We start from the raw sequence: 26,675 nt of genomic DNA on the forward strand, positions 1-26,675 counted from the left end.
AGAGTGCCGGCCGTAATTCCAGCCGTAGCAGCGCCAGATTCGCCACGCGCTGCCCACGAGGGATCGAGAGAAATCCTGGTTTTCCCGGTCATAATCAGGTGTGCGCCGGCATGCGCAGTTGCAAACGGGGACAATTGGCCGCATATCTCGCAGGCTTCACGGAAAGGCGGGGGACGCGTGTTCAGGCGACTATTCAATTATCGGAACGTCCCTTACGCGGAAATCCGGGCTTTCTCCGTGCATCTCCTGACGGCGTCAGGCTCGTTCCTGGCATTCCTCGGTGTCGTGGCTGCGGCAGAACATCGATTTGTCGACATGTTCTGGTGGCTGGGGCTGGCACTTCTGGTTGACGGGATCGACGGACCGATTGCGCGCAAAGTGCATGTGAAGGAAGTCCTGCCGAACTGGTCGGGCGATACGCTCGACAATATCATTGATTACGTGACTTACGTTCTCCTGCCGGCCTTTGCGCTTTATCAAAGTGGAATGATCGGCGAACCCTGGTCATTCGTTGCGGCCGGCGCCATCGTCGTTTCGAGTGCGATCTACTATGCCGACATGGGCATGAAGACCGACGAGTACTTCTTCTCCGGTTTCCCGGTCGTCTGGAACATGGTGGTGCTGACGCTGTTCGTCATCGATGCCAGTGCGACGACGGCCATGATCGTGGTCTCCGTATCCGTGGTTGCCACTTTCCTGCCGATCAATTTCCTCCATCCGGTGCGCGTCAAGCGCCTTCGGCCGCTCAATCTCGGGATCTGCCTGCTCTGGTGCGCGCTCGCCGGCTACTCGCTGCTCCTGCATTTCCAGTCACCGGACTGGCTCGTCTGGGGCGTCGTGATCAGCAGTCTTTATCTCTATTGCATTGGCGGCATGATGCAGCTTTTTCCAGGTCTTGGAAAATAGCTGCGTTTTTTCGCAACGCGTCTCTTTGCTGTTGTGCAAGGCAACAAAAACGGTATCAATATCAACCCAGTATCCGGTCAGACCGGACGGGTTCAGCATTTGAAATAACTGCGACGCGGAAATACCGGCACTCAAGACCGGGCGCGCGGGTGAACGAGGGGACGTCGTGACTTTTTCCGAGAGCGAGCAGGCTGCTTCGCTTTTGTCGGTCCGTGGACTGACGAAGCTGTTCGGCGATTTTGCTGCGTGCAGTGGTATCGATCTCGATATCGCGCCGGGTGAAATCCATGCGCTGCTCGGCGAAAACGGTGCCGGCAAATCCACTCTCGTAAAGATGCTGTTCGGCGTGCTTCAGCCATCGGGCGGGCAGATTGTCTGGCAGGGGAACCCGGTGACGATTGGTTCGCCTGGGGAAGCCCGGCAGCTCGGCATCGGCATGGTGTTTCAGCACTTCTCGCTGTTCGAAGCGCTGACGGTTGCCGAAAACATCGCGCTCTCGCTCGATCCGAAGACACCACTTGCCAAGATCGCCGAAGAGGCTGCCTCGCTTTCCAAGGCGTACGGACTGCCGCTTGATCCTTATGCGCATGTGGCCGACCTTTCGGTCGGTGAACGCCAGCGGATCGAGATCGTGCGGGCTCTCCTCCAGAACCCGAAGCTGATCATTCTCGACGAGCCGACCTCCGTGCTCACGCCGCAGGAAGCGGACCGGTTGTTCGAGACGCTTTTCAAGCTGAAGTCCGAGGGCCGCTCGGTGCTCTATATCAGCCACCGGCTGGAGGAAGTGCGTCGCATCTGCGACCGCGCCACCGTTCTTCGCCACGGCAAGGTGACCGGCGCCTGCGATCCGAGGCAGGAGACGCCAGCGTCACTTGCCCGGATGATGGTGGGTACCGAAGTTGCCGCGGTGCATCGGGACGAGGCGGTGGCGCTCGGGGACATTCAACTCGATGTGACCGATTTGACCGTGAAGGCGCGCTCGCCTTTCGCGGTCAGTCTCAAGAACATTTCTATGCGCGTTAGGGCAGGCGAAATCCTTGCGATTGCGGGCATTGCGGGCAATGGCCAGAGCGAACTGTTCGACGCGCTGTCTGGCGAATATCCGGTTGCCGATGATGACCGGATCAAGGTCCGCGGCAAGTCCGTGGGTCGCACGGGCATCAATGGCCGGCGGCTGCTCGGCGCTAGTTTCGTGCCCGAGGAGCGGCATGGTCATGCTGCCGTACCCGGCATGTCGCTGACCGACAATCTGCTTCTGGCGCGCAGCCAGCCGGACCGGAAGGCATTCCTGTCGGGCGGTCTGGCGTCGATCGTGCGTTCCGGTGCGATCCGCTCGGCTACCAAACGCATCTGTCAGCAGATGGATGTGCGCAAGAGTGGAGAGGATCCGCTGGCGGGATCGCTTTCGGGAGGCAATCTGCAGAAATTCGTCGTGGGGCGCGAACTCGATCGGCAGCCTTCGATCATGATCGTCAACCAGCCGACCTGGGGCGTCGATGCCGGTGCTGCGAGCCGGATCCGTCAGGCGCTGATCGATCTCGCGAAATCCGGCTCCGCCGTCGTCGTGATCAGCCAGGACCTTGATGAGATTTTCGAGGTGGCAACCAATATCGCTGTTATCTCGGAGGGCAAATTGTCGGAGCCGCATCCGGTCGGCAGCCTGTCGCTGGAGCGGATCGGGCTGATGATGGGTGGCATCCACGAGAGCCATTCGATCCCTGACGCCATGCCGTCCTCGCCGGAGGCAACGTATGCGCATTGAACTGCAAAAGCGCGCCCGCGTCTCGACACTGTTTTCGGTTCTTTCGCCGCTTCTGGCGTTGGTGCTGACACTGATCGGCGGCGCCATCCTGTTCTGGGCGCTCGGCAAGAACCCGGGATCTGCGCTCTACAGTTTCTTTATCGAGCCGCTTCTGGAAGTCTGGTCGCTGCATGAACTGGCCGTCAAGGCCGCACCGCTGATCCTGATCGCGGTCGGGCTTTCGATCTGCTACCGCTCGAACAACTGGAATATCGGCGCCGAGGGCCAGTTCACGATCGGGGCGATCACGGGTTCGATCCTGCCGGTTCTTTATCCCGAGTGGCATTCGCCGATGATCCTGCCGCTGATGCTTCTGATGGGCATTGCCGGCGGCGCGCTCTACGCGGGTATTCCCGCACTTTTGAAGACGCGGTTCAACACCAACGAAATTCTGACCAGCCTGATGCTGGTCTATATCGCGCAGCTGTTTCTCGACTGGCTGGTCCGCGGCCCATGGCGTGACCCGCAGGGCTATAATTTTCCGCAGACGAAGAGCTTCCAGATCGAGGCGGTGCTGCCGGAAATGCTGGCCTCCGGCCGGGCCCATTGGGGCTTTGCCTTCGCGATCATTGCCGCGGTGGCGCTCTGGTTCATGATGCGCTTCATGCTGAAGGGTTTCGAGGTTCAGGTGCTTGGGCAGTCGGAACGGGCAGGGCGTTTTGCCGGCTTTTCGGCACGGCGCATGGTGTGGTTCTCGATGCTCGTCTCCGGCGGACTTGCCGGGCTTGCGGGGATCTCGGAAGTATCCGGTTCGATCGGTCACGTGCAGCCGTCGATTTCGCCCGGATACGGTTTCACCGCGATCATCGTTGCGTTTCTGGGGCGTCTCAATCCGCTCGGAATCATCGCGTCGGGCCTCGTTCTGGCGCTCACCTATCTCGGTGGTGAGGCGGCCCAGCTTTCGATCGGGATTTCCGATAAAGTCAGCCGCGTCTTCCAGGGCCTGCTGCTGTTCTTCGTTCTGTCCTGCGATACGCTGATCCATTACCGCATCCGGCTGATCTTTGCCGGAAGCCAGGCGGAGGCGAAGGGCTGATGTTCGAGGCGATCCTTCTTACCGTCATCACTGCCGCGACACCGCTCGTCATTGCGGCGCTCGGCGAACTCGTGACCGAACGTGCCGGTGTGCTTAACCTCGGCGTCGAAGGCATGATGATCATGGGCGCCGTCTGCGCCTTTGCGGCGACGCAGATGACCGGTTCGCCCTATATCGGCATCGTCGCCGGCATTGTTGGCGGCGGTCTGTTTTCGCTGCTGTTCGGGTTCCTGACGCTGACGCTGGTGGCAAACCAGGTGGCGACGGGACTGGCACTCACCATCCTCGGTCTCGGCATTTCCGGCCAGCTCGGCGAGAGTTTCGTCGGCCAGCCGGGCATCAAGCTGCAGCCGATCGTCATTCCGCTTCTGTCCGACATTCCCTTCGTCGGCCGGGTTCTCTTCGCCCAGGATCTGACCTTCTATCTGTCGATCGCGCTTGTCATCGGCATCAACTGGTTCCTGTTCAAGAGCCGTCGCGGCCTGAAGCTTCGCGCGATCGGCGACAACCACGGATCGGCGCATGCGCTCGGCATCAACGTCATCCGCACGCGCTATTTGGCAGTGCTGTTCGGTGGCGCCTGTGCGGGTCTTGCCGGTGCGCAGCTGTCGCTTGTCTATACGCCGCAATGGGTGGAAAACATGTCGGCCGGACGCGGCTGGATTGCGCTGGCGCTCGTCGTCTTTGCCTCGTGGCGGCCGTGGCGGGTTCTCGCCGGCGGCTATCTTTTCGGTGCCGTGACGATCGGGCAGCTGCATGCGCAGGCGTTCGGCATCGGCATTCCCTCGCAGGTTCTGTCCGCACTTCCTTACGTGGCGACTATTGTCGTCCTCATCATCATCTCGCATAATCGTCGCACGACGCTCATCAATACGCCGGCTTCGCTCGGAAAGGCATTCGTCCCCGATCGGTGACCGCGGTAAGCACACCCCGTCTTCAAGCCAATAGAGGTTTAGGAAATGAAGAAACTGATTATCGCCCTAGCCGCGTCGGCCGCCCTTCTGGGTGGTTTCTCGACCGGCGCGCAGGCCCAGGAAAAGAAGAAGGTCTGCTTCATCTATGTCGGTTCCAAGACCGACGGCGGCTGGACCCAGGCGCATGATCGCGGCCGTATCGAGCTGGAAAAGGCACTTGGCGACAAGATCGAGACGCCGTTCCTCGAAAGCGTGCCGGAAGGTCCGGATGCCGAACGTGCGATCGAGCGCATGGCCCGCTCCGGTTGCGCGATCGTCTACACGACCTCGTTCGGCTTCATGGATGCGACCGTGAAGGTTGCCGCGAAATTCCCGAACGTGAAGTTCGAACATGCAACCGGCTTCAAGGCTGGTCCGAACCTCGCGACCTACAATTCGCGCTTCTACGAAGGCCGCTACATCCAGGGCCAGATCGCTGCGAAGATGTCGAAGAAGGGCGTTGCCGGCTACATCGCATCCTTCCCGATCCCGGAAGTGGTGATGGGCATCAATGCTTTCGCACTCGGCGCAAAGTCGGTCAATCCTGAGTTCAAGCTCAAGGTCGTATGGGCCAACACCTGGTTCGACCCGGGCAAGGAAGCCGATGCTGCCAAGGCACTGGTCGACCAGGGCGTCGATATCCTGACCCAGCACACCGACACGACGGCACCGATGCAGGTTGCAGCCGAGCGCGGCATTTTCGCATTCGGTCAGGCCTCCGACATGATCGCCGCCGGTCCGAAGACGCAGCTGACTGCGATCGTCGACACCTGGGGCGCCTATTACATCAAGCGCACCAAGGCGCTTCTCGACGGCTCCTGGAAGTCCGAGCAGATCTGGGACGGCCTGAAGGACGGCATTCTCACGATGGCGCCCTACACAAACATGCCTGACGACGTGAAGGCGATGGCCGAAGAGACCGAAGCCAAGATCAAGTCCGGCGAACTGCATCCGTTTACCGGCCCGATCAACAAGCAGGACGGTTCCGAGTGGCTGAAGGCCGGCGAAAAGGCCGAGGACGGCGTTCTGCTCGGCATGAACTTCTACATCCAGGGTGTGGACGACCAGCTGCCGAAGTGAGCTCGTCTCCAGTCTGAGTTTGAAAGGGCGCCCTCATCGGCGCCCTTTTTGTTTCTGATGGACATATGCCGTTTATCGCCCTTCAAGACAGTTGCTGCTACACAGGCGGCGATCGCCGAAGGAGATTCTGAAATGAGCCGTTCCTGCCTTGCCGTCATTCTTGCCGCTGGCGACAGCACGAGAATGAAATCGTCCATGTCGAAAGTACTGCATCCGGTCGCCGGGCGACCGATGATTGCGCATGTGATGGCAGCGGTCGCTTCGGCCGGCATGACGGACGCGGCACTTGTGGTCGGCCGCGATGCGGACAAGGTTGCCAAGGCAGGCGCGATCGGCGGGATATCGGTCAAAGCCTTCCTGCAGAAAGAGCGGCTCGGCACCGGACACGCGGTTCTCGCGGCGCGTGACGCCATCGCCGAAGGCTTCGACGATGTTCTGGTGGCCTATGCCGACGTGCCGCTGATCACCGCCGCTCCCTTCATGGCCGCCCGGGCCGAGCTGGAAAACGGGGCCGACGTGGTCGTCATCGGTTTCCACACGGACAAGCCGACCGGTTACGGCCGTCTTCTGGTGGAGAATGGCGAACTCGTTGCCATCCGCGAGGAGAAGGATGCGACTGAGGAGGAGCGCAAGGTCACCTGGTGCAATAGCGGCCTGATGGCAATCAACGGTGCCAAGGCTTTGGCCCTGCTCGAACAGATCGGCAATGCCAATGCCAAGGGCGAGTACTACCTGACGGATCTCGTGGAGATCGCCCGGGCGAACGGCGGCAAGGTCGTTGCCGTGGATGCGCCCGAAACGGAACTGACCGGCTGCAACAACCGGGCGGAACTGGCTTACATCGAGCGCCTGTGGCAGGAGCGTCGCCGACATGAACTGATGGTGTCCGGTGTCACCATGATTGCGCCGGAAACCGTTTTCCTGGCCTATGATACGCAGATCGGACAGGACGCGCTGATCGAGCCGAATGTGGTGTTCGGGCCGGGCGTGACGATCGATAGCGGTGCGGTCATCCACGCGTTTTCCCATATCGAGGGTGCGCATGTCAGTTCGGGTGCGACAGTGGGGCCATTCGCGCGTCTTCGCCCAGGTGCTGATCTCGCCGAGGGCTCGAAGGTCGGCAATTTCTGCGAGGTGAAAAACGGCAAGGTGGGCGAGGGCGCCAAGGTGAACCACCTCACCTATATCGGCGATGCCGTCATCGGCGCGCATGCCAATATCGGTGCCGGCACGATCACCTGCAACTATGACGGCGTCAACAAGCATGAGACCCGGATCGGCGCGAACAGCTTCATTGGGTCGAACTCGTCGCTGGTTGCACCGGTCTCGATTGGCGATGGCGCCTATGTCGCGTCAGGCAGTGTGATTACCGAGGATGTGCCTGATGATGCGCTGGCTCTTGGTCGCGCTCGCCAGGAGGTAAAGCCGGACCGCGCCAAGGTGATCCGCGAGCGGGCGCTGGCGATCAAGGCATCGAAGTCGAAGTAGATAGCGGTGCTGATCGGTCGCAGAATCGCTTCTGCTTCCAGGTGCCATCCGGTTCGAGCCATTAAGGTTTTCGCGTTACGGTTCGACATCGAAAGTGACCGCGCCGGTGATTGCACGGCGAGGGCAATCGGCTAGGACTTCGCGATCGAACGAGAAGAATTGGAGAGGCCTATATGTGCGGGATTGTCGGGATCGTGGGCCAGGAGCCGGTAGCGACGCGTCTAGTCGAGGCGTTGCGGCGGCTGGAATACCGCGGCTATGATTCCGCCGGCGTCGCCACCATCCACGAGGGCAAGCTCGATCGCCGCCGCGCCGAGGGCAAGCTGTTCAACCTCGAGAAGAAGTTGGACGGAGAGCCGCTGCCGGGCACGATCGGGATTGCCCATACCCGCTGGGCAACGCATGGCGTTCCGAACGAGACGAACGCGCATCCGCATTTCGTCGACGGAGTCGCGGTTGTTCATAACGGCATCATCGAGAATTTCTCCGAACTTAAGGACGCCCTGATCGCCGACGGGGCTGTCTTCACCAGCCAGACGGATACGGAAGTCGTGGCACATCTGCTGGCGCATTACACGCGCGAAGGCCTGGGGCACCGCGAGGCAATGCTCGCCATGCTCAACCGCGTTTCCGGCGCCTATGCGCTGGTCGTGATGTTCGAGGACGAGCCCGGCACGATCTTTTCGGCGCGATTCGGGCCGCCGCTTGCCGTCGGTCATGGCCGGGGCGAGATGTTCTTAGGATCGGATGCGATTGCGCTCTCGCCCTTTACCAACGAGATCACCTATCTGGTCGATGGCGATTGCGCCATCATCACCCATGATCGTCTCGAGGTCGTCGACTACGAAGGCCGGCCGGTTACCCGAAAGAGCCAGATCTCGCAGGCGGCGACCTTCATGGTCGACAAGGGCAACCATCGCCATTTCATGGAGAAGGAGATTTATGAGCAACCCGAGATCATTTCTCACGCGCTTGCCCATTATATCGACTTTGCCACCAACACGGTGAAGCCCACGGATACGGCGATCGACTTCTCGACAGTGTCGGGCCTCGCGATTTCCGCCTGCGGTACGGCCTATCTGTCCGGTCTCATCGGCAAATACTGGTTCGAGCGCTATGCGCGCCTTCCCGTCGAGATCGACGTCGCCTCGGAATTCCGCTACCGCGAACTGCCGCTGTCGCCCAGCCAGGCGGCGCTGTTCATCTCGCAGTCCGGCGAGACAGCCGATACGCTCGCATCCCTGCGCTACTGCAAGGATCAGGGCCTCAAGATCGGCGCTATCGTCAACGTCCGCGAATCGACGATCGCGCGGGAATCGGATGCAGTGTTTCCAATTCTTGCAGGACCGGAGATAGGTGTCGCCTCGACCAAGGCCTTCACCTGCCAGCTCGCGGTTCTGGCGGCTCTTTCGATCGGTGCCGGTCGCGTCCGCGGGACGGTGACGGAGAGCGACGAGAAGGCGATGGTAAAGCACTTAGCCGAGATGCCGCGAATCATGAGCCGGGTATTGAACGACATCCAGCCGCAGATCGAGGCGCTTTCGCGAGAGCTTTCGCGCTTCAAGGATGTGCTTTATCTCGGGCGCGGCACGAGCTATCCGCTTGCACTGGAAGGTGCGTTGAAACTCAAGGAAATCTCCTACATCCACGCGGAAGGCTACGCAGCCGGTGAATTGAAGCACGGACCGATCGCCCTGATTGACGAGCACATGCCGGTCATCGTCATTGCGCCGCATGACAGGTTCTTCGAAAAGACCGTTTCGAACATGCAGGAAGTGGCGGCGCGCGGCGGCAAGATCATCTTTATCACCGACGAGAAGGGGGCCGCTGCCTCGAAACTTCCGACGATGGCGACGATCGTGCTTCCGAATGTAGACGAAATCATTTCACCGATGATCTTTTCGCTGCCGATCCAGCTGCTTGCCTACCACACGGCCGTGTTTATGGGCACCGATGTCGATCAGCCTCGCAACCTCGCCAAATCCGTCACTGTGGAGTGATCGGGAAAGGGTTGCTTTCCCTTGCATCGCAGCATTGCATCTTGCATTGTCGCATTCGATGAATGCGACAATGCAAGTCACGGGTAAGGAATTTTCATGAGCGACAGCCCAGAGCGCTTATCGCTGGCCGGTCGGCTCAGAAACAACTTCCTGACAGGCCTGATCATATGCGCGCCTTTGGCGATCACCATATGGCTTACCTTTACCTTCATCGACTGGGCCGATAGCTGGGTAACGCCCTACATCCCGCAGCGTTACGACCCCCAATATTACTTCGACGTAACGATTCCCGGCACGGGTCTGCTGCTGGCGATGGTGATGATCACCATCATCGGCTTTCTCGGCAGGAACCTGATCGGTCGCTCGATCGTCAGTTTCGGCGAGTCGATCCTCAACCAGATGCCGCTTATCCGGACCATCTACAAGAGCGTCAAACAGATCCTGGAGACGGTTCTGAAGGAACAGTCCACGTCCTTCAAGAAGTGCGGCATGGTGGAGTTTCCGACACCCGGCACCTGGGTGCTCGTGTTTATTGCCGGCGATGCACAGGGCGAGATTGCCGAGAAGCTCAACGCAGACGGCGAGGAGATGGTGGCGGTGTTCATGCCTCCGACCCCGGTTCCAACCGCGGGTTTCCTGATGTTCGTGCGCAAAAGCCAGATCATCATGCTCGACATGACGCCGGAAGAGGGCGCCAAGCTGTTGATCTCGGGCGGGCTTATCTCTCCGACCTATACGCCGAAGCCGGGCGAGGTCCCGATCCTGCCGGCACCGCAGGACATGCCCACTGTTACCACGCCTCCGACAGCACCTTAGCCGGCGCGCAGGAAGCGGATCGCTTCGTCACGTCTATGCAGGTAAAGCAGCGCGCGTACGGCCTCGCCGCGTTCACTTGTTAGGTCGGGATCGCGATCCAGGAGGTAGGTCGCGTCCTTGCGGGCGATCTCGAGGAGATCCGCGTGTGCTTCTAGGCTGGCGATCTTGAACCCGGGCGTCCCTGACTGGCGGGTGCCGAGGAGTTCTCCTTCGCCACGCAGTTTCAGGTCTTCCTCGGCGATCAGAAAACCGTCCTCGCTGTCGCGGAGAATCAACAGGCGCGCGTGGCCGGTCTCGCTGAGTGGTCCCTTGTAGAGAAGAATGCAGGCGGAGGCTTCGTCTCCACGCCCCACACGCCCACGCAACTGGTGGAGCTGCGCCAGACCGAACCGCTCCGCGTGTTCGATCACCATGATCGTCGCATCGGGCACGTCGACGCCGACCTCGACGACGGTGGTTGCGACAAGCAGGCGGATCTCGCCGTTCTTGAAGGCGCTCATGACGGCGTCTTTTTCCGGTCCGGCCATTCGGCCATGCACGAGGCCGACATTGTCGGCACCGAGTTCGCGGGCCAGTACCGCGTAGCGCTCCTCGGCCGACATCAGTTCGGAGACGTCCGATTCCTCGACCAGCGGGCAGATCCAGTAGGCCTTCTTTCCCTCTGCGACGGCGCTGCGCAGGCGCCCGACGACATCGCCGATCCGTTCGGTCGGGATCGTCACGGTCTGGATCGGCTTTCTGCCGGCAGGCTTCTCGGTCAGCTTGGACACATCCATGTCGCCGAAGGCTGCCAGCACCAGTGTGCGCGGGATGGGCGTCGCGGTCATGACGAGCATATGCGGGGATATGCCCTTGGCGGTCAGACGCAGACGCTGATGCACGCCGAACCGGTGCTGTTCGTCGACGACCGCCAGCATCAGGCTGTGATAGCTGACGGTGTCCTGGAACAGCGCGTGGGTGCCAATGACGATCTGGGCCTCGCCCGAGGCGATCCGCTCGACGATGGCTTCGCGTTCGCGACCCTTGGTGCGGCCGGTCAGAAGTTCGACAGTGACGCCGGCGGCACCGGCCAGTTTCGAGATGGTCGAGAAATGCTGGCGGGCGAGGATTTCGGTCGGTGCCATCAGAACGGCCTGGCCGCCGGCTTCGACAGCGGCGGCCATCGCCAGAAGGGCCACCAGCGTCTTGCCGGCGCCGACATCGCCTTGCAACAGCCGCAGCATGCGGTCTTCGCCTGCCATGTCCTTGATGATATCGTCGACGGAGGATTTCTGGCTGGGCGTCAGCGAAAAGGGCAGCGCGGCAACGAGACGGGCGGCAAGCTCGCCCTTTACCCGGATCGGCTGTCCCGGCACTTTGCGGATCTTCTGGCGCACCAGTGCCAGCGACACCTGGCCTGCGAGAAATTCGTCATAGGCCAAGCGGCGGCGTGCCTTGGACTGGGGATCGATATCCGTCTCGTCGCGCGGATCGTGCAGTTCCTGAAAGGCTTCCGTTACGGTAGGAAAGCCCTGACGCTGCGTGAGGCTCAAATCCGCCCATTCCGGGAACTGCGGCAGGCGTGCGATCGCGCCTTCGATCGTCCGGCGGAATGTCTTCGACGACAGGCCGGCCGTCATCGGATAGACCGGCTCGACAAGCGGCAGGTTTTCGGCTTCCGATACCTTCACCATGAAATCCGGATGGATCATCGAGGCGCGGCCGTTGAACCAGTCGACCTTGCCGCTGACCATCACCTGTTCGTCGACTGGAAGCGTCTTGTGCAGCCAGTCGCCCTTTGCCCTGAAGAAGGTGAGGGCGAGTTCGCCCGTCTCATCGTGCAGAAAGACCCGGTAGGGCTGGTTGGTCCGGGCCGGTGGAGGTTGATGCCGGTCGACGCGTCCCTCGATGGTGACGATCGCTCCTTGCGGCGCGAGCGCAATGCCCGGACGGTTGCGGCGATCGATCAGCGAATAGGGCGCATGGAACAGGAGATCGACGACCCGGCAGTCTTCCGCATCCTCGCGTCCGGTGACACGCGCGATCAGGTCGGCGATCTTCGGGCCAACGCCGGGCAGCGATGAAACGGAGGCAAACAGCGGATCGAGTATGGCAGGGCGCATGGTTGGCTAAATGGCGCAAGTTTTGCCCATTTGGCAAGGTGACGCGAGCCGAAAACAATCCTATATGAACCGCAAAACAGGGACTTGGCTTATGACTGGATTGGCACGCACCAGCGCGGATCTCGACCCCCGTCGCCGACGTATTCTCTATCGCTGCTGGCATCGCGGTATTCGCGAGATGGATCTCGTGTTCGGCAGCTTCGCCGAGGCGGAGATTTCCAACCTCTCCGATACGGAACTGGACGAGTTTGAAGTGATCATGGACGAGCAGGACCACGACCTGCACGCCTGGATCACCGGCGCTATGGCGCTGCCCGAGGAACGCAATACGCCTCTGTTTGCGCGTATCGCCGCCTACAAGCCGGACTTCGATCCCGTGACCAGAGAGTCGTTGCAAGAGAAACTCGGCCAATGATTTCCGGATTTAACGCGAAGAAGATCGCGGCGGCCTCAACACCGCTGACCATCGGCAGTGTGCCGGCCGGCACCGAACCGCTTGTTCTTGCGGAACTGGCGCGGGCCGGACAGTCGGTTGCCTACGTTCTCTCGGACGGCCAGCGGATGCCGGATCTGGAGCAGATGCTGTCCTTCGTTGCGCCGGAAATTCCGGTTCTGTCGCTGCCGGCCTGGGACTGTCTGCCCTATGACCGTGTGTCACCGAGTGCCGATGTCTCCGCAAGGAGACTTGCCGCCCTGTCGGGGCTGATCGCGCATGCCAAGAAGCCGCATCCGGCCATTGTGCTCGTCACCGTCAATGCGATGTTGCAGAAGATCGCGCCAGCCTCGGTGATCGAAAGCCTGGCGTTTTCAGCCAAGCCCGGCAACGTGATCCGGATGGACGATATTGCCGCGCGGCTTGAGCGCAACGGCTTTGACCGCGTGTCGACCGTGCGCGAAGTCGGCGAATTTGCGGTGCGCGGCGGTATTCTCGATGTGTTCGTGCCGGGTTCGGAAGAACCGGTGCGGCTGGATTTCTTCGGTGACACGCTGGAAACGATCCGGTCCTTCGATCCGGCAAGCCAGCGCACGACGGGCCAGGCCCGCTCGCTCGACCTCAACCCGATGAGCGAAGTGACGCTGACGCCTGATACTATCAGCCGCTTCCGCACGAACTATCTGTCGATGTTCGGGGCTGCCAACCGCGACGACGCGCTTTATCAGGCCGTGTCCGAAGGGCGCCGCTACGCCGGCATGGAACACTGGCTGCCGCTGTTTTACGAGAAGCTCGAGACCGCGTTCGACTATCTGAGCGGTTTCCGGATCGTCACCGATCATAATGCGCGCGAAGCGGCGACTGAGCGCTCAAAGCTCGTCACCGACTACTTCGAGGCACGCCGCGATCAGGCGAGCCTGGGCAAGGGAGCGACCGCGCAGGCGACACCCTACAAGCCGGTATCGCCGGGCCAGCTCTATCTCGATGGCAAGTCGTTTGCGGAAACCCTCGATGAGGTCGCCGCCATCCGGCTCACGCCCTTCAACGAGATGGATTCGGCCGGCCGACCTGTTCTGACGCTGGATGCCCATACCGGGCCGCGCTGGGCGAAAAGCCAGGCAGAGACCGGGTCCGAGACCCAGGAGCACGATTCCGATAGCGAGGTTCGTGTCAATATCTTCGATCTCGTCGTCAAGCACATCGCCGACAAGCGCGCTGAAGGCATCAAGGTTCTGATTACGGGCTGGTCCGCCGGCTCGCTCGACCGCCTGTTGCAGGTGCTGGACGAACGCGGCCTGAAGCGCATCAAGCCGATTGAAAAGCTGTCCGACCTGCAAAAGCTTGAAAAAGGCGAAGCGGCGTCGGCCGTGATGAGCCTGGAGGCGGGTTTCGAGACGGGCGATATCGCCGTGATCGGCGAGCAGGATATTCTCGGCGACCGCATGGTTCGGCGTGGCAAGCGCCGCAAGCGCGGAGCCGACTTCCTGACCGAAGTCGCGGGCCTCGATGAAGGGTCGCTTGTCGTCCACGCCGAACACGGTATCGGCAAGTTCGTCGGCCTGATCACGATCGAGGCAGCCGGTGCGCCGCGCGCCTGCCTGGAACTGCATTATGCGGATCAGGCGAAGCTTTTCCTGCCCGTCGAAAATATCGACCTTCTCTCGCGCTACGGGTCGGATGCGGCGGAAGCCAATCTCGACAAGCTCGGTGGTGGCGCCTGGCAGGCTCGCAAGGCCAAGCTCAAGAAGCGCCTGCTCGATATGGCCGGCGACCTCATCCGCATCGCTGCGACACGCATGGTGCGCCGTGCACCGGTTTTGGCAACGCCGGAAGGGCTCTACGACGAGTTCGCGGCGCGCTTCCCCTATGACGAGACGGAAGACCAGGCAACTGCGATCGAGGCCGTGCGTGACGATCTGGCAGCGGGACGGCCGATGGATCGCCTCGTCTGCGGCGACGTTGGTTTCGGCAAGACCGAAGTGGCGCTGCGCGCAGCCTTCTTTGCCGCGATGAACGGTGCCCAGGTTGCGGTCGTCGTTCCGACGACCCTGCTGGCACGCCAGCATTTCAAGACCTTCACCAACCGCTTCCGCGGGCTGCCGATCCGGATTGCACAGGCCTCGCGTCTTGTGCCGGCAAAGGAACTGGCGCTGACGAAGAAGGAATTGTCCGAGGGCAAGGTCGATATCGTCGTCGGCACCCATGCGCTACTGGGCAACAGCATCCAGTTCGCGAACTTGAGTCTTCTGATCATCGACGAGGAGCAGCATTTCGGGGTGAAGCACAAGGAACGGCTGAAGGACATGAAGACCGACGTGCATGTGCTGACGCTGTCTGCGACGCCGATCCCGCGCACGCTGCAGCTGGCCATGACGGGCGTTCGCGAACTGTCGCTGATCACCACGCCGCCGGTCGACCGGATGGCTGTGCGGACCTTTATCTCGCCGTTTGATCCGCTGGTCATTCGCGAGACGCTGATGCGCGAGCACTACCGCGGCGGTCAGAGCTTCTACGTCTGCCCGCGGCTGGCCGATCTTGCCGATATCCAGGCGTTTCTGCAGTCGGACGTGCCGGAACTCAAGGTAGCCGTTGCGCATGGCCAGATGGCTGCCGGCGAGCTGGAAGACATCATGAATGCCTTCTACGACGGCAAGTATGACGTGCTTCTCTCGACCACGATCGTCGAATCCGGTCTCGACGTGCCGACCGCCAACACGCTGATCGTGCACCGGGCCGACATGTTCGGACTGGCACAGCTCTATCAGCTGCGTGGCCGCGTCGGACGCTCGAAGGTTCGGGCGTTCGCGCTGTTCACGCTGCCGGTCAACAAGACGCTCACCCAGATGGCGGACCGTCGCCTCAAGGTGCTGCAGTCGCTCGATACGTTGGGCGCCGGTTTCCAGCTGGCAAGCCACGACCTCGACATCCGCGGCGCCGGCAATCTTCTCGGCGAGGAACAGTCCGGTCACATCAAGGAAGTCGGTTTCGAGCTTTACCAGCAGATGCTGGAAGAGGCGGTTGCGGAGGTGAAGGGTGAGGACGACGTCGTCGATACGGGCTGGTCGCCACAGATCTCCGTCGGCATCACCACGATGATCCCGGAGAACTACGTGCCGGATCTGCATCTGCGCATGGGTCTCTATCGCCGTCTCGGCGAAGTGCAGGAACTGTCGGAGATCGATGGCTTCGGTGCGGAAATGATCGATCGCTTCGGGCCGATGCCGCCCGAGGTGCAGAACCTGCTCAAGGTCGTCTATATCAAGACGCTCTGCCGCAAGGCGAATGTCGAGAAGGTCGATGCCGGTCCGAAGGGCGTGGTCATCGTCTTCCGTGACAAGCAGTTCCCCAACCCGACGGCGCTGGTCGGCTATATCGCCAAGCAGGGTTCGCTTGCGAAGATCAGGCCGGACCAGAGCATCTTCCTCAACCGCGACCTGCCGACGCCGACAAAGCGGCTGACGGCTGCAGCCCAGGTGATGACGCAGTTTGCGGAACTGGCGAAGACCTGAAGCGTCTCGTCGCTTCGACAACAAACAAAAGGCCGGTGAGCAGAGCTCGCCGGCCTTTTTCGTTCAATCGATACTGTGGCTTTCAGGGCTTCGTGTCTGGCGCTTCCGGCGCCATCACCGCGGCGGCCTGCGTATCCGAGCCAAGGGCCGGCGGAAGCGGCGTGCCGCGAACGCGTTCGCGAATGAGGGTCAGCATGCCCGAGCCGATGATCAGGATGATGCCGATCACCATCGGCAGGTCGATATGGTCGCCGAAGACCAAGTAGCCGAACAGCACCGCCCAGATCATTTGGCTATATTGCGTCGGACCGATCAGGGTCGCGGGTGCATAGGCGGCTGCATACATGACCAGGATCGCGCCGAGTGCTGCCAGAAGCCCGTAGCCGGCCAGCCAGAGCCACTGGATTGCCGTCGGTGCCTGGAAGCCGGGCAGGGCAAGCGCGCCGCACACGACGAGCGTTCCGAGCACGCCGGCCCCGTAGAGCGATATGTTCTTCTCTGATGGTCCCATGGCCCTGAACACGACGATCGAGATGGCTCCGCTCAAGCCGCCGAAGACGGCGCCGAGATGGCCGATCGAGAGTTCGCGAAATCCGGGGCGGAGCACGATCATGACGCCGACAAAGCCGATGACGACCGCGGCCCAGCGCCTGTATCCGACCTGTTCCTTGAGGAAGATGACCGACATGATGGTGACGAAGGACGGAAGAAGAAAGATCAGCGCGAACGCTTCGGCCATCGACAGATGGGTGAAGGCAGTGACGCTGCCGATCGTGCCGCCGGCCTGCGCCACAAATCGCAGGATCCAGAGCGATCTGTTGGTGGTGTTGAAGATATCCGTCCAGCGGTCGCCCTTCTTCATGAGGAAGGGCAGACCGACGAGGCAGAAGACCGCGCCGAGGAACGAGGATTGATAGGGGCTCAGCTGGCCCTCTATCAATTTGACGCTGGCGTCGCTCCATGCATAGGCGGCGAAGGCCGCAAAGGCGATGAGGACACCCTTGAGGGTCTGGTCTTTCTGCACAAAGATGACTTTCAGAGAGCTAGATCATGCCCTTGCGAGCTTCGGCTTTGAGCTGGGCGATTTCGCGGAAAGCGTTGGCGAGAACATCCGGCATCTGGGCACCGCTCACCGCATACTGTCCATCGATGATGAAGAACGGCACGCCGTTGACGCCCATCTTCTGCGCAGCGTCGATCTCGGCAAGGACCGTTTCCTTATCGGCGTCACCTGCCAAAAGGTTCTCGACGACCGTGCGATCCATACCGGCTTCGACGGCGATGTCTGCGAGAACCGCGTGGTCCCCGACAACGCGCCCCTGCTCGAAATTCGCCTTGAACAGCGCGGTCACAACGCGATCCTGAACCTCGCGGCCTTCCACCATCGCCCACTGAAGTAGACGGTGGGCATCGAGCGTGTTCGAGCCGACCGTGATCGCGTCGAAATTGAATGCGATGCCGACTTCCTGGCCCAGCTGAGTGAGCGCCCCGTGCGCGCGGGCGACCGTTTCGCTGCCGCCGAGCTTTGCTTCCAGAAACGCTTTGTGGTCCACACCTTCAGGCGGAATGTCCGGGTTGAGGCGATAGGGACGCCAGTTCAGGTCGACACCGATCTCGTCCTGAACTTCGGCGATTGCCAGCTCGAGCCGCGCCTTGCCCAGATAGCACCAGGGGCACACGACGTCGGAGACAATATCTACGGTGATGCGCTCCATCGGCGTTCTCTTTCCAATCAGGTTTGGCTTGCGATCGGGAGGTGGCGAGCTGTCTACTGCGCCCGCTCATCCCACCAGGTGTTGAGCTGATAGCCGTATAGCGGCAAGGTTTCCGGATAGCGTATCTGCTTGCGCCGCGCCACCCACTGGTCGGCAATATGGTAGAGCGGAACCATGTAATGGCCTGAAATCAGCAGGCGGTCATAGGCGCGAACCGTTGCTTCGAAATCTTCCTTGCTACGGACGGCTGTCATGGTCCCGATCAACCGGTCGATATCGGGATCCGCCGTTCCTGCAAAATTGAAGCTGCCGGGCGTGTCGCGGGAGGTGGAGCCCCAGCGACCCATCTGCTCGATGCCGGGAGACAGCGACGACGGATAGGATTTGACGATCATGTCGTAGTCGAAGCTGCCCGAGCGCGACTGGTACTGCGAATCATCGACTGTGCGGATTGCCATGTCGACGCCAATCATCCGAAGGGCGCGCTGGTAGGCGATGGCGAGCTTTTCCTGATCGACCGTCTGCGTCATCACCTCGAACGACAACTGGCGACCGCTGGCATTCGTCATGCGGCCGTTCTTGATCGTGTAGCCGCCCTTTTTCAGGAGATCGACGGCCTTGCGCAACACTCTGCGGTCGGCGCCGGACGCGTTGGTCTTTTCGATACGGTAGGTACCATCGAGTACGTCGGGCTCGATTCGGTTCTTGGTGTCACCGAGGATTTCTAGCTCGCGCTGGTCCGCCGGTTTGCCGAGAGAAGTCAGCGGCGAGCCCTGCCAGAAGCTTTCTGTGCGGGTATAGGCGTTCTCGAACAGGTTCCGGTTGGCCCACTCGAAATCGAAGGCCAGCGAAAGGCCGGCGCGCACATTGACGTCTGCAAAGATCGACCGGCGCGTGTTGAACACGAAGCCCAGCATGCCCGTCGGCAGTTGCGGCGTGAAGGCTTCCTTGACCGCGTCTCCAGTCCGGATGGCCGGGAAATTATACGCGCGCGCCCAGTGGGTCGGGCTGCCATCGGGATAGATGTCGATCTCGCCCTTCTTGAAGGCTTCGAACAGGGTGTTGTCTTCCAAAAAGTATTCGACGCTGATTCGGTCGTAATTGTCGAAACCGACTTTGGCCGGAATATCCTTGCCCCAGTACTTCTCATCGCGCTCGTAGACGATGCGCTGGCCGGGCGAGACGGATTTGATAAAATAGGGTCCCGAGCCCAGCGGCACCTTCAGGGTCGACTGATCGAATGTCTCCGGGTCGATCGCGTGTTTCGGCAGGATCGGGGTGGAGGCGGCGATGATCAGTGGGAATTCCCGGTCGACCGTGTCGTTGAAGGTGAAGCGGACACTGCGCTCGCCGACCTTTTCCATCTTCTCCACGGGGGCGAGACGCCTGGAGAACGGTACCCGACCCTTGTCGCGCAGCACCTCGAAGGAGAAGATCACGTCCTCAGGCGTCACCGGCTGGCCGTCGGACCATTTTGCCTTGGGATTGATGTTGAACTGTATGAATGTGCGCTCATCATTCCACTCGACGCTTTCGGCCAGAAGACCATAGAGCGTGAAGGGCTCGTCGGCGGAGCGGGTCATCAGCGTTTCATAGATCAGGTTGCCGAAGGCCGGATCCCAGACGCCGCGGGCGGTGGTGCGGATGCTCTTCAGATTGAACGGGTTGAGGCTGTCGAACGTGCCGACGACACCGTAGCGGACGCTGCCCCCCTTCTTCACTTGCGGATTGACGTAGCTCAGATGCGGGTAATCGGCAGGCAGGGCAGGTTCGCCATGCATGGAGATCGCGTGCACAGGCTGCGCCCGCGCCCCGGATGCCATGACAGGCACAAACAGCGTCGCTGCGATCAAGAAGGATATACTGCGCTTCATGAAAGCATTCCGTTTCTCTCAATACTGCTGATTCGGGCGGAAAATAGCGGATAGGTGACAATGCACCAAGCACAGGCTCTTCAAACTTGCGTTGCAACGGTGAGGTTTGTCAAAATAGCAAAAGAAAGGCTGGATATCGCCGTCGCGTCGATGTAACAGATTGGCAACACCCGCCGAGTCATTCAATTGCCTCATTTGAGCGACAGGTGACAGGCAGTAGGACATCTCGACGGGGTGGACGGCGCATGCTGCGCCCGCGGATTTCAGGAGACGGATTTCGTTATGATGCTCAAGGCAACCAAAGTTATGCGGACGGCCATGTCTGCTCTTGCTGTTTCGGTCGGCGTAGCTGCGCTGCCGGTTGCAGCCTTCGCCCAGCAGGCAGCTCCCGCACAGGGCGGCGCCTCTGCCGGCGGTCCGCCGCTTGGCTGGTTCAAGACCTGCACCAAGCAGGACGATGCTGATCTCTGCGTTGTGCAGAACATCATTCTGGCCCAGAACGGCCAGCTGATCACGGCAATCGGCCTCATCAGTGTCGAAGGCAAGGTCAACCGCAAGATCCTTCAGGTTTCGGTTCCGACCGCACGTATGGTGCAGCCTGGCATCATCATGCAGATCGACGGTGCCAAGGGTCAGAAGCTCGACTACGCCGTCTGCCTGCCTGACAAGTGCACGGCCGAAGTGCCGCTGACGGATGCGATGATCGCCAGCCTTAAGAAGGGCACCGACGTCGTGTTCACGTCGATGAACTTCCGTCGCGCGCCGAACCCGATCAAGGTTTCGTTGACCGGCTTTACCGGTGCCTATGACGGTGCCGCAATCACCCAGTCGCAGCTTGCGGAAAGCCAGCGTAGCCTGGAAGAAGGCATGCAGAAGAAGGCTGAGGAAGCGCGCAAGAAGCTTGAAGAAGCTCAGAACGCTGCCAAGCAGGGCCAGTAAGTTCAGATCTTAAAGCAACAAAAAAGCCCGGTCGAAAGACTGGGCTTTTTTCGTTTTGACGATTTATCTCGACCAGGCTGGCCCCGATCAGTGGGCGAGGATGACCTTCGGCTTTAGGTTGCCGGAGGGGCCGGCGTCGAAGATCTGGTAGACCTGCGGGTTGCGCAGGGGTTGGTCGCTCTCGTCATGGACCAGGTTCTGTTCCGAGACGTAAGCGACGTATTCGGTTTCGTCGTTCTCGGCCAGAAGGTGGTAGAAGGGCTGATCCTTGCTTGGGCGGATCTCGGCCGGAATCGCGTTCCACCATTCCTCGGTATTGTCATATTCGGGGTCCACATCGAACACGACGCCGCGGAACGGGAACACCTTGTGGCGAACGACTTCCCCGATCGTAAACTTGGCATTTCGCTGTTTCATGGTGCGACATCCTTTCGCAACATAATGTGGGTGTAAATCCGTTGCTGCTCAAGTGGCAAATGCGGTGTGGTAAGGATAGTTCCACTTTGTTCTCATCCCGTTCCGGCTCGTCTTCCCTTCAACGTTGCAAGAATGACGCCTCCGAGAACGCACACGATGCCGACAGCATGGTAGGCCTCGAAGGTTTCGCCGAGAAACGCCACGGCCATGACGATCGAAACCGGGGGCATGAGGTAGAGCGTGGTCCCGGCCGTGACCGATCCGAAGATCCGCACAACCTGCTGGAAGCAGAAGAAGGCGGCGAGCGAGGCGAAGAGGATGATACCGGCGAGTTTCATCCAGGCGGACTGGCTGGTGGGAAGAAGACCGCCGTGAAACAGTTCCCAGATCGCCGGCACGACCAGGATGAGCGAGCCGGAGAAGGCGATCAGCCCGAACAGGGTGAGTGGACGAACGGCTTGAGCGGCCGGGCGCCGCAGCAGGATCGAGTAGAAGGCAAACGCGATCGCGGCGATCAGAATGCCGAGATCGCCGAGATTGAAGCGCATGTGAAGAACGGCAGCTAGGTCTCCGCGCAATACGATGACAGCTACGCCCGCAAAGGCGAGCGCCATGCCGCAGATCTCCTTGATGCTGATGCGTCGACTGGCGAACAGCCATTCCAGCAGAATGATGAAAAGCGATGAGGTGCTGTAGATCAGCGTGGCATTCGAGGCCGTCGTCATGGTGAGTGCCCAGTAGACGAAGCCGCCGCAAATGCCCATGCCGAGGAAGCCGAGCCAGAGCCACAACCACGTATGGGCCCGCACAAAGGCCGCAGCAGCGCGACGATCCATATAGAGCAGCGGCAGCATAATAAGCGTCGAGCCTGCCCAGCGGATAAACGCGGTCATATAGGGACCGATCTCGCCGACAATGCCGCGGCCGAAAACGAGGTTGCTGGAGAAGAAGACCGGGACAAGAAGGAAGATCAGCCAGTCGAGGGGACGGGGCGTGCTGCCGGTATCGGTGCGCATGAGGCAATCCAGGGGGCGGTGAAGCAGGCACGGGCCTGTGACCGCAGGTTAGGAGCCTGCTGCTCCGATGAAGCACGAATGAAAAACGGCGGGTAAGCCCCGCCGTTTCTGGTTTTCAGGTTGGTCCGCGGATCAGGCGGAATAGTACATGTCGAATTCGACTGGATGCGGCGTCATCTCGAAGCGCATGACTTCCACCATCTTCAGTTCGATATAGGCGTCGATCTGATCGTCGTCGAAAACGCCGCCGGCGGTGAGGAACTTGCGATCCTTGTCGAGGCTGTCGAGCGCTTCGCGCAAGCTACCGCAGACCGTCGGGATCTTGCGCAGTTCCTTCGGCGGCAGGTCGTAGAGATCCTTGTCCATGGCCTTGCCGGGATGAATCTTGTTCTTGATGCCGTCGAGGCCGGCCATCAGCATGGCGGCAAAACCGAGATAGGGGTTCTGGGCCGGATCGGGGAAGCGGACTTCGACGCGCTTTGCCTTCGGGTTCGACCCGAACGGAATGCGGCAGGAGGCGGAACGGTTGCGGGCCGAGTAGGCAAGCAGAACCGGTGCTTCGTAACCCGGGACGAGACGCTTGTAGGAATTCGTCGTCGGGTTCGTGAAGGCGTTGATCGCCTTGGCGTGCTTGATTATGCCGCCGATGTAGTAAAGGCAGCTTTCCGACAGGCCTGCATACTCGTCACCAGCAAAGGTCGGCTTGCCGTCCTTCCAGATCGACTGGTGAACGTGCATGCCCGAGCCGTTGTCGCCGAAGATCGGCTTCGGCATGAAGGTGGCCGTCTTGCCATAGGCATTGGCGACCTGATGCACGACGTATTTGTAGATCTGCATCTTGTCGGCGTTGCGCACCAGCGTATCGAACTTCACACCGAGTTCGTGCTGGGCAGCGGCCACTTCATGGTGATGCTTTTCGACGACCACGCCCATCTCGGTGAGGACGGTGAGCATTTCCGAGCGCATGTCCTGAAGGCTATCGACCGGCGGAACCGGGAAGTAGCCGCCCTTGACGCGCGGACGGTGGCCAAGGTTGCCGGTCTCGTAATCGGTGTCGTCGTTGGACGGCAGTTCCGAACTGTCCAGCTTGAAGCCCGTATTGTAGGGATCGGCCTTGTACTTGACGTCGTCGAAGACGAAGAATTCAGGCTCGGGGCCGACGAAAATCGTATCGCCGATGCCCGATGCCTTGAGATAGGCCTCGGCCTTCTTGGCCGTGCCGCGCGGATCGCGGTTGTAGGCTTCACCGGAAATCGGATCGAGAATATCGCAAACGATGACCATGGTGGATTGCGCGAAAAACGGGTCCATGTGCACGGTCTGCGGATCGGGCATCAGCACCATGTCCGACTCGTTGATGGCCTTCCATCCGCCAATCGAGGAGCCATCGAACATGACGCCATCGGCGAACATATCCTCATCGACGGCCGAGACGTCCATCGTCACGTGCTGCAGCTTGCCGCGCGGGTCCGTAAAGCGCAGGTCCACGAACTTGACGTCGTTTTCCTTGATCTGTTTCATGATTTCGCTTGCGCTCGTCATATGACCTTTTCCTCGCCTGTATGATTGTTATGAACTGTCCGCGCGGCTTCTTATCAGCCTTCAAAGTGCGGTCAGATAGCGTCCACACCCGTTTCGCCGGTGCGAATACGAATGACTTCCTCCACGTTGGAAACGAATATCTTGCCGTCTCCAATTCGTCCAGTCTGTGCCGCGTTGCGGATGGCCTCAATGACCGCGTCTGCATTCTCGTCAGCCAGCACAACTTCAACCTTCACCTTCGGGAGAAAGTCGACGACGTATTCCGCGCCACGATAAAGCTCGGTATGTCCTTTTTGGCGTCCAAAGCCCTTGGCCTCGGTCACCGTAATCCCTTGCAAGCCGACTTCCTGAAGGGCTTCCTTCACTTCATCCAGCTTGAACGGTTTAATGATCGCTTCGATCTTCTTCATGAGAAACCAACTCTCCGCTTCTCCCAGTCGCAGGCCCATGCCCGCCAAACAGGCCGATGCACTATTCGTGCCAAACTCTTTCACGTTTTTCAGAAAATAACACGGGTTTGCGTCAAAACTTTCCATTTTTCGGTGGATTGCCTGCTGAACGTGGTCGGCCACGTCCGGGTTTGTGCGCCTGACGCCGTATCCTTGCCGAAATCGCTTCCGCCCGCCGCACCGAGCGCATGCCTGTCCACCTACTAAATAAGCATGTTTTCTGTGCATTTGATGATGTTTTGATCACTAAGATCGCGCTTGTATTTCCCCTGTTTTGCCTTTGAATAGACAAATGACCAATTCATTCGCTCATTTGCTCCTGACGCCCAACGATATGGCAGCCATCGACACGGCCGCGGCAGCATCAGGCATGTCCTCGATAGGGCTGATGGACCGCGCGGGCCGGGCTGTCGCGGCGTCGGCTCTTCGACACTTTCCCGGCGCGTTGCGCTTTGTCGTCCTGTGTGGACCCGGCAACAATGGCGGTGACGGCTATGTCGCAGCGGCGGCCTTGAACGAGGCCGGCACACGCTGCGTGGTCTACAGTCTCGGGGATCCCGCACAACTGCGCGGCGATGCGCTTGAGGCCCGTTCACGCTGCCCGCTCGATACCCAGCCGTTGGACAATTATGTGCCATTGCCTGGTGATGTCGTCATCGATGCGCTCTTCGGGGCAGGGCTCTCCAGAAACGTCTCCGATAGCGTGGCGGCACTCGCTGATCGTCTGGCAGCCACCAATACACCCGTGCTTGCCGTCGATCTGCCGTCTGGACTATGCGGCCGGCGCGGTGTGGCGCTTGGCGCGGCGTTGCGTGCAGATCGGACGGTGACATTCGTTGCGCGCAAGCCTGGCCACGTCCTCATGCCGGGACGCGAGCTCTGCGGTGAACTTGAGGTTTTCGATATCGGCATCCCCCGTCGAATCGTTTTGAGCAAGGCCGGCAGTCTTGCCGAGAACGCGCCGTCGATCTGGAGCTCAGCTGTGCCGTCACCATTGGGTGACAGCCACAAGTATACGCGTGGACATCTGGTCGTGTTCAGCGGTCCCGCGGACAAGACGGGCGCAGCCCGGCTTTCGGCGACGGCGGGTCTGAAGCGCGGGGCAGGGCTCGTTACCGTTGCAAGCCCAACGGACGCACTTTCCGTCAATGCCGCCTCGCTGACAGCAATCATGCTTCATGCAATCGACGATGTCGCAGACCTCGCCGACTGGCTGGGTTCGGCAAAACTCTCCGCCTTCGTGCTCGGCCCGGGGTTCGGCGTCGGGGAGAAAGCCCGCGAGTTCGTGCTGGCACTGAAGGGCAAGCGGCTGGTGCTGGACGCGGACGGCATTTCCTCGTTCAAGGACGATCCTGATACGCTGTTTTCAGCCTTCTCGGAGGGCGAGACGCGCCTGGTACTGACCCCACATGAGGGGGAGTTTGCGCGGCTGTTTCCGGATTTGGCTAAGGACAAAGAACTCAGCAAGCCCGAGAAGGCGCTGAAAGCCTCGGCGCTGGCCAGCGCCGTCATCGTCTACAAGGGTGCAGACACGGTGATCGCTTCACCCGATGGCCGCGCCCTGATCAACACGAATGCGCCGCCCTGGCTTGCCACCGCAGGCTCCGGAGATGTGCTCGCCGGAATGATCGGTGCGCTGTTGGCCCAGGGAATGCCCGCCTTGGAGGCCGCGGCGGCAGGCGTCTACCTACACGGCGAAGCGGCCAATAGCCTGACCCCAGACATGACCGCGGAAGAGCTGGCTAAAAGAGCAGGGATCATGCCGAACAGAGAGCCCTAGCTCTTGGCGTCGAGCATCTCCTGCATGGCCATTGCGCCGCCGGGGGCGTTGACCTTGCCCTCGTGAATGAAGAAGGCGTAGACGTCGCGCGCTGTCTTGGCGGGCTTACGCGTTTCGTCGATCAAAGGTAGATCGTCGGGGACGCTACCGGCAGACCAGGTTTTCAACCTTTTCGCCCAATCTTTCATATCCGGCTTCGTGTAACAGGTTTCGATCTCGTCCGACCCTTTTTGCAGCCGCGCATAGACGAAATCAGCGGTAACGTCGGCGATCATCGGATAGTCGAAATGATCGGCGCAGACGGGCGCGACATTGGATTTGGCGATGAGTTCGACGAATTCCGGAACCTTGAAGCTGTCGTGGCGGACCTCGACGACGTGGCGCAAAGGCAGCCCTTCCAGCGCGTCCGGCAGCAGTTTCAGAAACGCTTCGAAATCGTCAGGCTCGAATTTCTTGGTGGGCGCGAACTGCCAGAGCAACGGCCCAAGATGGTCGCCGAGTTCGACGAGCCCCTGCTGAAGAAAACGTTCGATCGATTCGCCCGCCTCGGCCAGGACCTTGCGGTTGGTGGTGTAGCGGCTGGCTTTGAGCGAGAAGATGAATCCGTCAGGCACTTCGGACGCCCATTTCGCAAAAGTCTCGGGCTTTTGCGACCCGTAATAGGTGCCGTTGACCTCGATGACCTTTAGCTTGGACGCCGCATATTCAAGCTGGCGTTTCTTCGCCAGCTTGTCCGGATAGAACGTGCCCTCCCAAGGCGCGAAGGTCCAGCCGCCGATACCTGTCCGAATTACGCCTGGTGTCATCAATCATCTCCCC

General features: G+C 60.6%; 21 protein-coding genes. 12 read left to right on the top strand and 9 right to left on the bottom strand.

Annotated features, from left to right (window positions below; all coding sequences use genetic code 11):
* Window positions 1-177: 177 nt before the first annotated feature.
* From pcsA to ACQY1L_RS06615, 8 genes are all read left to right on the top strand, one after another.
* Window positions 178-906: a phosphatidylcholine synthase gene (gene pcsA / locus ACQY1L_RS06580; RefSeq protein WP_430243440.1), complete on the top strand. Its 729-nt coding sequence runs from the start codon at window positions 178-180 to the stop codon at window positions 904-906.
* Between the two features lie 166 nt (window positions 907-1,072).
* Window positions 1,073-2,668, top strand: coding sequence for an ABC transporter ATP-binding protein (locus tag ACQY1L_RS06585; RefSeq protein ID WP_430243442.1), 1,596 nt, complete (start codon window positions 1,073-1,075; stop codon window positions 2,666-2,668).
* On the top strand, window positions 2,658-3,743 hold the full coding sequence (locus ACQY1L_RS06590) for an ABC transporter permease (RefSeq protein WP_062456776.1): 1,086 nt from the start codon (window positions 2,658-2,660) through the stop codon (window positions 3,741-3,743). Before ACQY1L_RS06585 ends, ACQY1L_RS06590 begins: the two co-directional genes overlap by 11 nt.
* Window positions 3,743-4,657 (top strand): ABC transporter permease, encoded by a 915-nt coding sequence (locus ACQY1L_RS06595; protein ID WP_062580772.1) that lies wholly within the window; start codon window positions 3,743-3,745, stop codon window positions 4,655-4,657. The genes ACQY1L_RS06590 and ACQY1L_RS06595 overlap by 1 nt, the downstream gene beginning before the upstream one ends.
* Before the next feature lie 45 nt (window positions 4,658-4,702).
* Window positions 4,703-5,776 carry a BMP family ABC transporter substrate-binding protein gene (locus ACQY1L_RS06600; RefSeq protein WP_430243445.1) on the top strand — a complete coding sequence of 358 codons (1,074 nt, stop codon included), beginning with the start codon at window positions 4,703-4,705 and terminating at the stop codon, window positions 5,774-5,776.
* 132 nt (window positions 5,777-5,908) lie between these two features.
* Window positions 5,909-7,264: a bifunctional UDP-N-acetylglucosamine diphosphorylase/glucosamine-1-phosphate N-acetyltransferase GlmU gene (glmU, locus tag ACQY1L_RS06605; RefSeq protein ID WP_430243447.1), complete on the top strand. Its 1,356-nt coding sequence runs from the start codon at window positions 5,909-5,911 to the stop codon at window positions 7,262-7,264.
* Between the two features lie 173 nt (window positions 7,265-7,437).
* Window positions 7,438-9,264 carry a glutamine--fructose-6-phosphate transaminase (isomerizing) gene (gene glmS, locus ACQY1L_RS06610; protein WP_430243449.1) on the top strand — a complete coding sequence of 609 codons (1,827 nt, stop codon included), beginning with the start codon at window positions 7,438-7,440 and terminating at the stop codon, window positions 9,262-9,264.
* Between the two features lie 96 nt (window positions 9,265-9,360).
* Window positions 9,361-10,080 carry a DUF502 domain-containing protein gene (locus tag ACQY1L_RS06615; protein WP_092662398.1) on the top strand — a complete coding sequence of 240 codons (720 nt, stop codon included), beginning with the start codon at window positions 9,361-9,363 and terminating at the stop codon, window positions 10,078-10,080.
* On the opposite strand, the gene recG is transcribed toward ACQY1L_RS06615, so the two are convergent.
* Window positions 10,077-12,182 (bottom strand): ATP-dependent DNA helicase RecG, encoded by a 2,106-nt coding sequence (gene recG, locus ACQY1L_RS06620; protein WP_430243451.1) that lies wholly within the window; start codon window positions 12,180-12,182, stop codon window positions 10,077-10,079. The genes ACQY1L_RS06615 and recG overlap by 4 nt on opposite strands.
* Before the next feature lie 91 nt (window positions 12,183-12,273).
* Here recG and ACQY1L_RS06625 point away from each other — a divergent pair, with 91 nt between their 5' ends.
* Both ACQY1L_RS06625 and mfd read left to right on the top strand, forming a co-directional pair.
* Entirely contained in the window at window positions 12,274-12,597 is a 324-nt protein-coding gene (locus ACQY1L_RS06625) for a succinate dehydrogenase assembly factor 2 (RefSeq protein WP_062456798.1), read from the top strand.
* A complete protein-coding gene (mfd, locus tag ACQY1L_RS06630) occupies window positions 12,594-16,124 on the top strand; it encodes a transcription-repair coupling factor (protein WP_430243453.1) in 3,531 nt (1,176 codons plus the stop codon). The genes ACQY1L_RS06625 and mfd overlap by 4 nt, the downstream gene beginning before the upstream one ends.
* Before the next feature lie 82 nt (window positions 16,125-16,206).
* Here mfd and ACQY1L_RS06635 read toward each other — a convergent pair whose 3' ends face one another.
* The 3 genes from ACQY1L_RS06635 to ACQY1L_RS06645 are packed head-to-tail and all read right to left on the bottom strand — an operon-like array spanning window position 16,207 to window position 19,662.
* Window positions 16,207-17,148: a DMT family transporter gene (locus ACQY1L_RS06635; protein WP_062456805.1), complete on the bottom strand. Its 942-nt coding sequence runs from the start codon at window positions 17,146-17,148 to the stop codon at window positions 16,207-16,209.
* Between the two features lie 19 nt (window positions 17,149-17,167).
* Window positions 17,168-17,839, bottom strand: coding sequence for a DsbA family oxidoreductase (locus ACQY1L_RS06640; protein WP_430243455.1), 672 nt, complete (start codon window positions 17,837-17,839; stop codon window positions 17,168-17,170).
* A gap of 53 nt (window positions 17,840-17,892) precedes the next feature.
* Window positions 17,893-19,662, bottom strand: coding sequence for an extracellular solute-binding protein (locus tag ACQY1L_RS06645; protein WP_430243855.1), 1,770 nt, complete (start codon window positions 19,660-19,662; stop codon window positions 17,893-17,895).
* 333 nt (window positions 19,663-19,995) lie between these two features.
* On the opposite strand from ACQY1L_RS06645, the gene ACQY1L_RS06650 reads away from it, so the two are divergent.
* Window positions 19,996-20,652 (top strand): invasion associated locus B family protein, encoded by a 657-nt coding sequence (locus ACQY1L_RS06650; RefSeq protein WP_430243457.1) that lies wholly within the window; start codon window positions 19,996-19,998, stop codon window positions 20,650-20,652.
* Between the two features lie 87 nt (window positions 20,653-20,739).
* On the opposite strand, the gene hspQ is transcribed toward ACQY1L_RS06650, so the two are convergent.
* The 4 genes from hspQ to ACQY1L_RS06670 all read right to left on the bottom strand — a co-directional run bounded on the left by hspQ (window position 20,740) and on the right by ACQY1L_RS06670 (window position 24,037).
* Window positions 20,740-21,069 carry a heat shock protein HspQ gene (hspQ, locus tag ACQY1L_RS06655; protein WP_062456814.1) on the bottom strand — a complete coding sequence of 110 codons (330 nt, stop codon included), beginning with the start codon at window positions 21,067-21,069 and terminating at the stop codon, window positions 20,740-20,742.
* A 92-nt stretch (window positions 21,070-21,161) separates the two neighbouring features.
* Window positions 21,162-22,085, bottom strand: coding sequence for a DMT family transporter (locus ACQY1L_RS06660; RefSeq protein WP_430243459.1), 924 nt, complete (start codon window positions 22,083-22,085; stop codon window positions 21,162-21,164).
* A 132-nt stretch (window positions 22,086-22,217) separates the two neighbouring features.
* Window positions 22,218-23,627 (bottom strand): type I glutamate--ammonia ligase, encoded by a 1,410-nt coding sequence (glnA, locus tag ACQY1L_RS06665; protein WP_062456819.1) that lies wholly within the window; start codon window positions 23,625-23,627, stop codon window positions 22,218-22,220.
* 71 nt (window positions 23,628-23,698) lie between these two features.
* Complete coding sequence (locus tag ACQY1L_RS06670) at window positions 23,699-24,037, bottom strand: P-II family nitrogen regulator (protein WP_007753933.1); 339 nt, start codon at window positions 24,035-24,037, stop codon at window positions 23,699-23,701.
* Between the two features lie 331 nt (window positions 24,038-24,368).
* On the opposite strand from ACQY1L_RS06670, the gene ACQY1L_RS06675 reads away from it, so the two are divergent.
* A complete protein-coding gene (locus ACQY1L_RS06675) occupies window positions 24,369-25,856 on the top strand; it encodes an NAD(P)H-hydrate dehydratase (protein WP_430243461.1) in 1,488 nt (495 codons plus the stop codon).
* On the opposite strand, the gene ACQY1L_RS06680 is transcribed toward ACQY1L_RS06675, so the two are convergent.
* Window positions 25,853-26,662, bottom strand: a complete 810-nt coding sequence (locus tag ACQY1L_RS06680; RefSeq protein ID WP_430243463.1) for a DUF72 domain-containing protein — start codon at window positions 26,660-26,662, stop codon at window positions 25,853-25,855. The two genes, ACQY1L_RS06675 and ACQY1L_RS06680, sit on opposite strands and share 4 nt — an antisense overlap.
* Window positions 26,663-26,675 lie beyond the last annotated feature (13 nt).

Source organism: Neorhizobium sp. DAR64862/K0K3 (assembly GCF_050500185.1).
GTDB lineage: Bacteria > Pseudomonadota > Alphaproteobacteria > Rhizobiales > Rhizobiaceae > Neorhizobium > Neorhizobium soli.

Excerpts from the sequence above, each read along its gene's own strand:
- ACQY1L_RS06590 (WP_062456776.1), top strand. The coding sequence starts at position 2,658 with ATGCGCATTGAACTGCAAAAGCGCGCCCGCGTCTCGACACTGTTTTCG.
- ACQY1L_RS06595 (WP_062580772.1), top strand. The coding sequence starts at position 3,743 with ATGTTCGAGGCGATCCTTCTTACCGTCATCACTGCCGCGACACCGCTC.
- ACQY1L_RS06600 (WP_430243445.1), top strand. The coding sequence starts at position 4,703 with ATGAAGAAACTGATTATCGCCCTAGCCGCGTCGGCCGCCCTTCTGGGT.
- glmU (WP_430243447.1), top strand. The coding sequence starts at position 5,909 with ATGAGCCGTTCCTGCCTTGCCGTCATTCTTGCCGCTGGCGACAGCACG.
- glmS (WP_430243449.1), top strand. The coding sequence starts at position 7,438 with ATGTGCGGGATTGTCGGGATCGTGGGCCAGGAGCCGGTAGCGACGCGT.
- ACQY1L_RS06615 (WP_092662398.1), top strand. The coding sequence starts at position 9,361 with ATGAGCGACAGCCCAGAGCGCTTATCGCTGGCCGGTCGGCTCAGAAAC.
- recG (WP_430243451.1), bottom strand. The coding sequence starts at position 12,182 with ATGCGCCCTGCCATACTCGATCCGCTGTTTGCCTCCGTTTCATCGCTG.
- ACQY1L_RS06625 (WP_062456798.1), top strand. The coding sequence starts at position 12,274 with ATGACTGGATTGGCACGCACCAGCGCGGATCTCGACCCCCGTCGCCGA.
- mfd (WP_430243453.1), top strand. The coding sequence starts at position 12,594 with ATGATTTCCGGATTTAACGCGAAGAAGATCGCGGCGGCCTCAACACCG.
- ACQY1L_RS06640 (WP_430243455.1), bottom strand. The coding sequence starts at position 17,839 with ATGGAGCGCATCACCGTAGATATTGTCTCCGACGTCGTGTGCCCCTGG.
- ACQY1L_RS06645 (WP_430243855.1), bottom strand. The coding sequence starts at position 19,662 with ATGGCATCCGGGGCGCGGGCGCAGCCTGTGCACGCGATCTCCATGCAT.
- ACQY1L_RS06650 (WP_430243457.1), top strand. The coding sequence starts at position 19,996 with ATGATGCTCAAGGCAACCAAAGTTATGCGGACGGCCATGTCTGCTCTT.
- hspQ (WP_062456814.1), bottom strand. The coding sequence starts at position 21,069 with ATGAAACAGCGAAATGCCAAGTTTACGATCGGGGAAGTCGTTCGCCAC.
- ACQY1L_RS06660 (WP_430243459.1), bottom strand. The coding sequence starts at position 22,085 with ATGCGCACCGATACCGGCAGCACGCCCCGTCCCCTCGACTGGCTGATC.
- glnA (WP_062456819.1), bottom strand. The coding sequence starts at position 23,627 with ATGACGAGCGCAAGCGAAATCATGAAACAGATCAAGGAAAACGACGTC.
- ACQY1L_RS06670 (WP_007753933.1), bottom strand. The coding sequence starts at position 24,037 with ATGAAGAAGATCGAAGCGATCATTAAACCGTTCAAGCTGGATGAAGTG.
- ACQY1L_RS06675 (WP_430243461.1), top strand. The coding sequence starts at position 24,369 with ATGACCAATTCATTCGCTCATTTGCTCCTGACGCCCAACGATATGGCA.
- ACQY1L_RS06680 (WP_430243463.1), bottom strand. The coding sequence starts at position 26,662 with ATGACACCAGGCGTAATTCGGACAGGTATCGGCGGCTGGACCTTCGCG.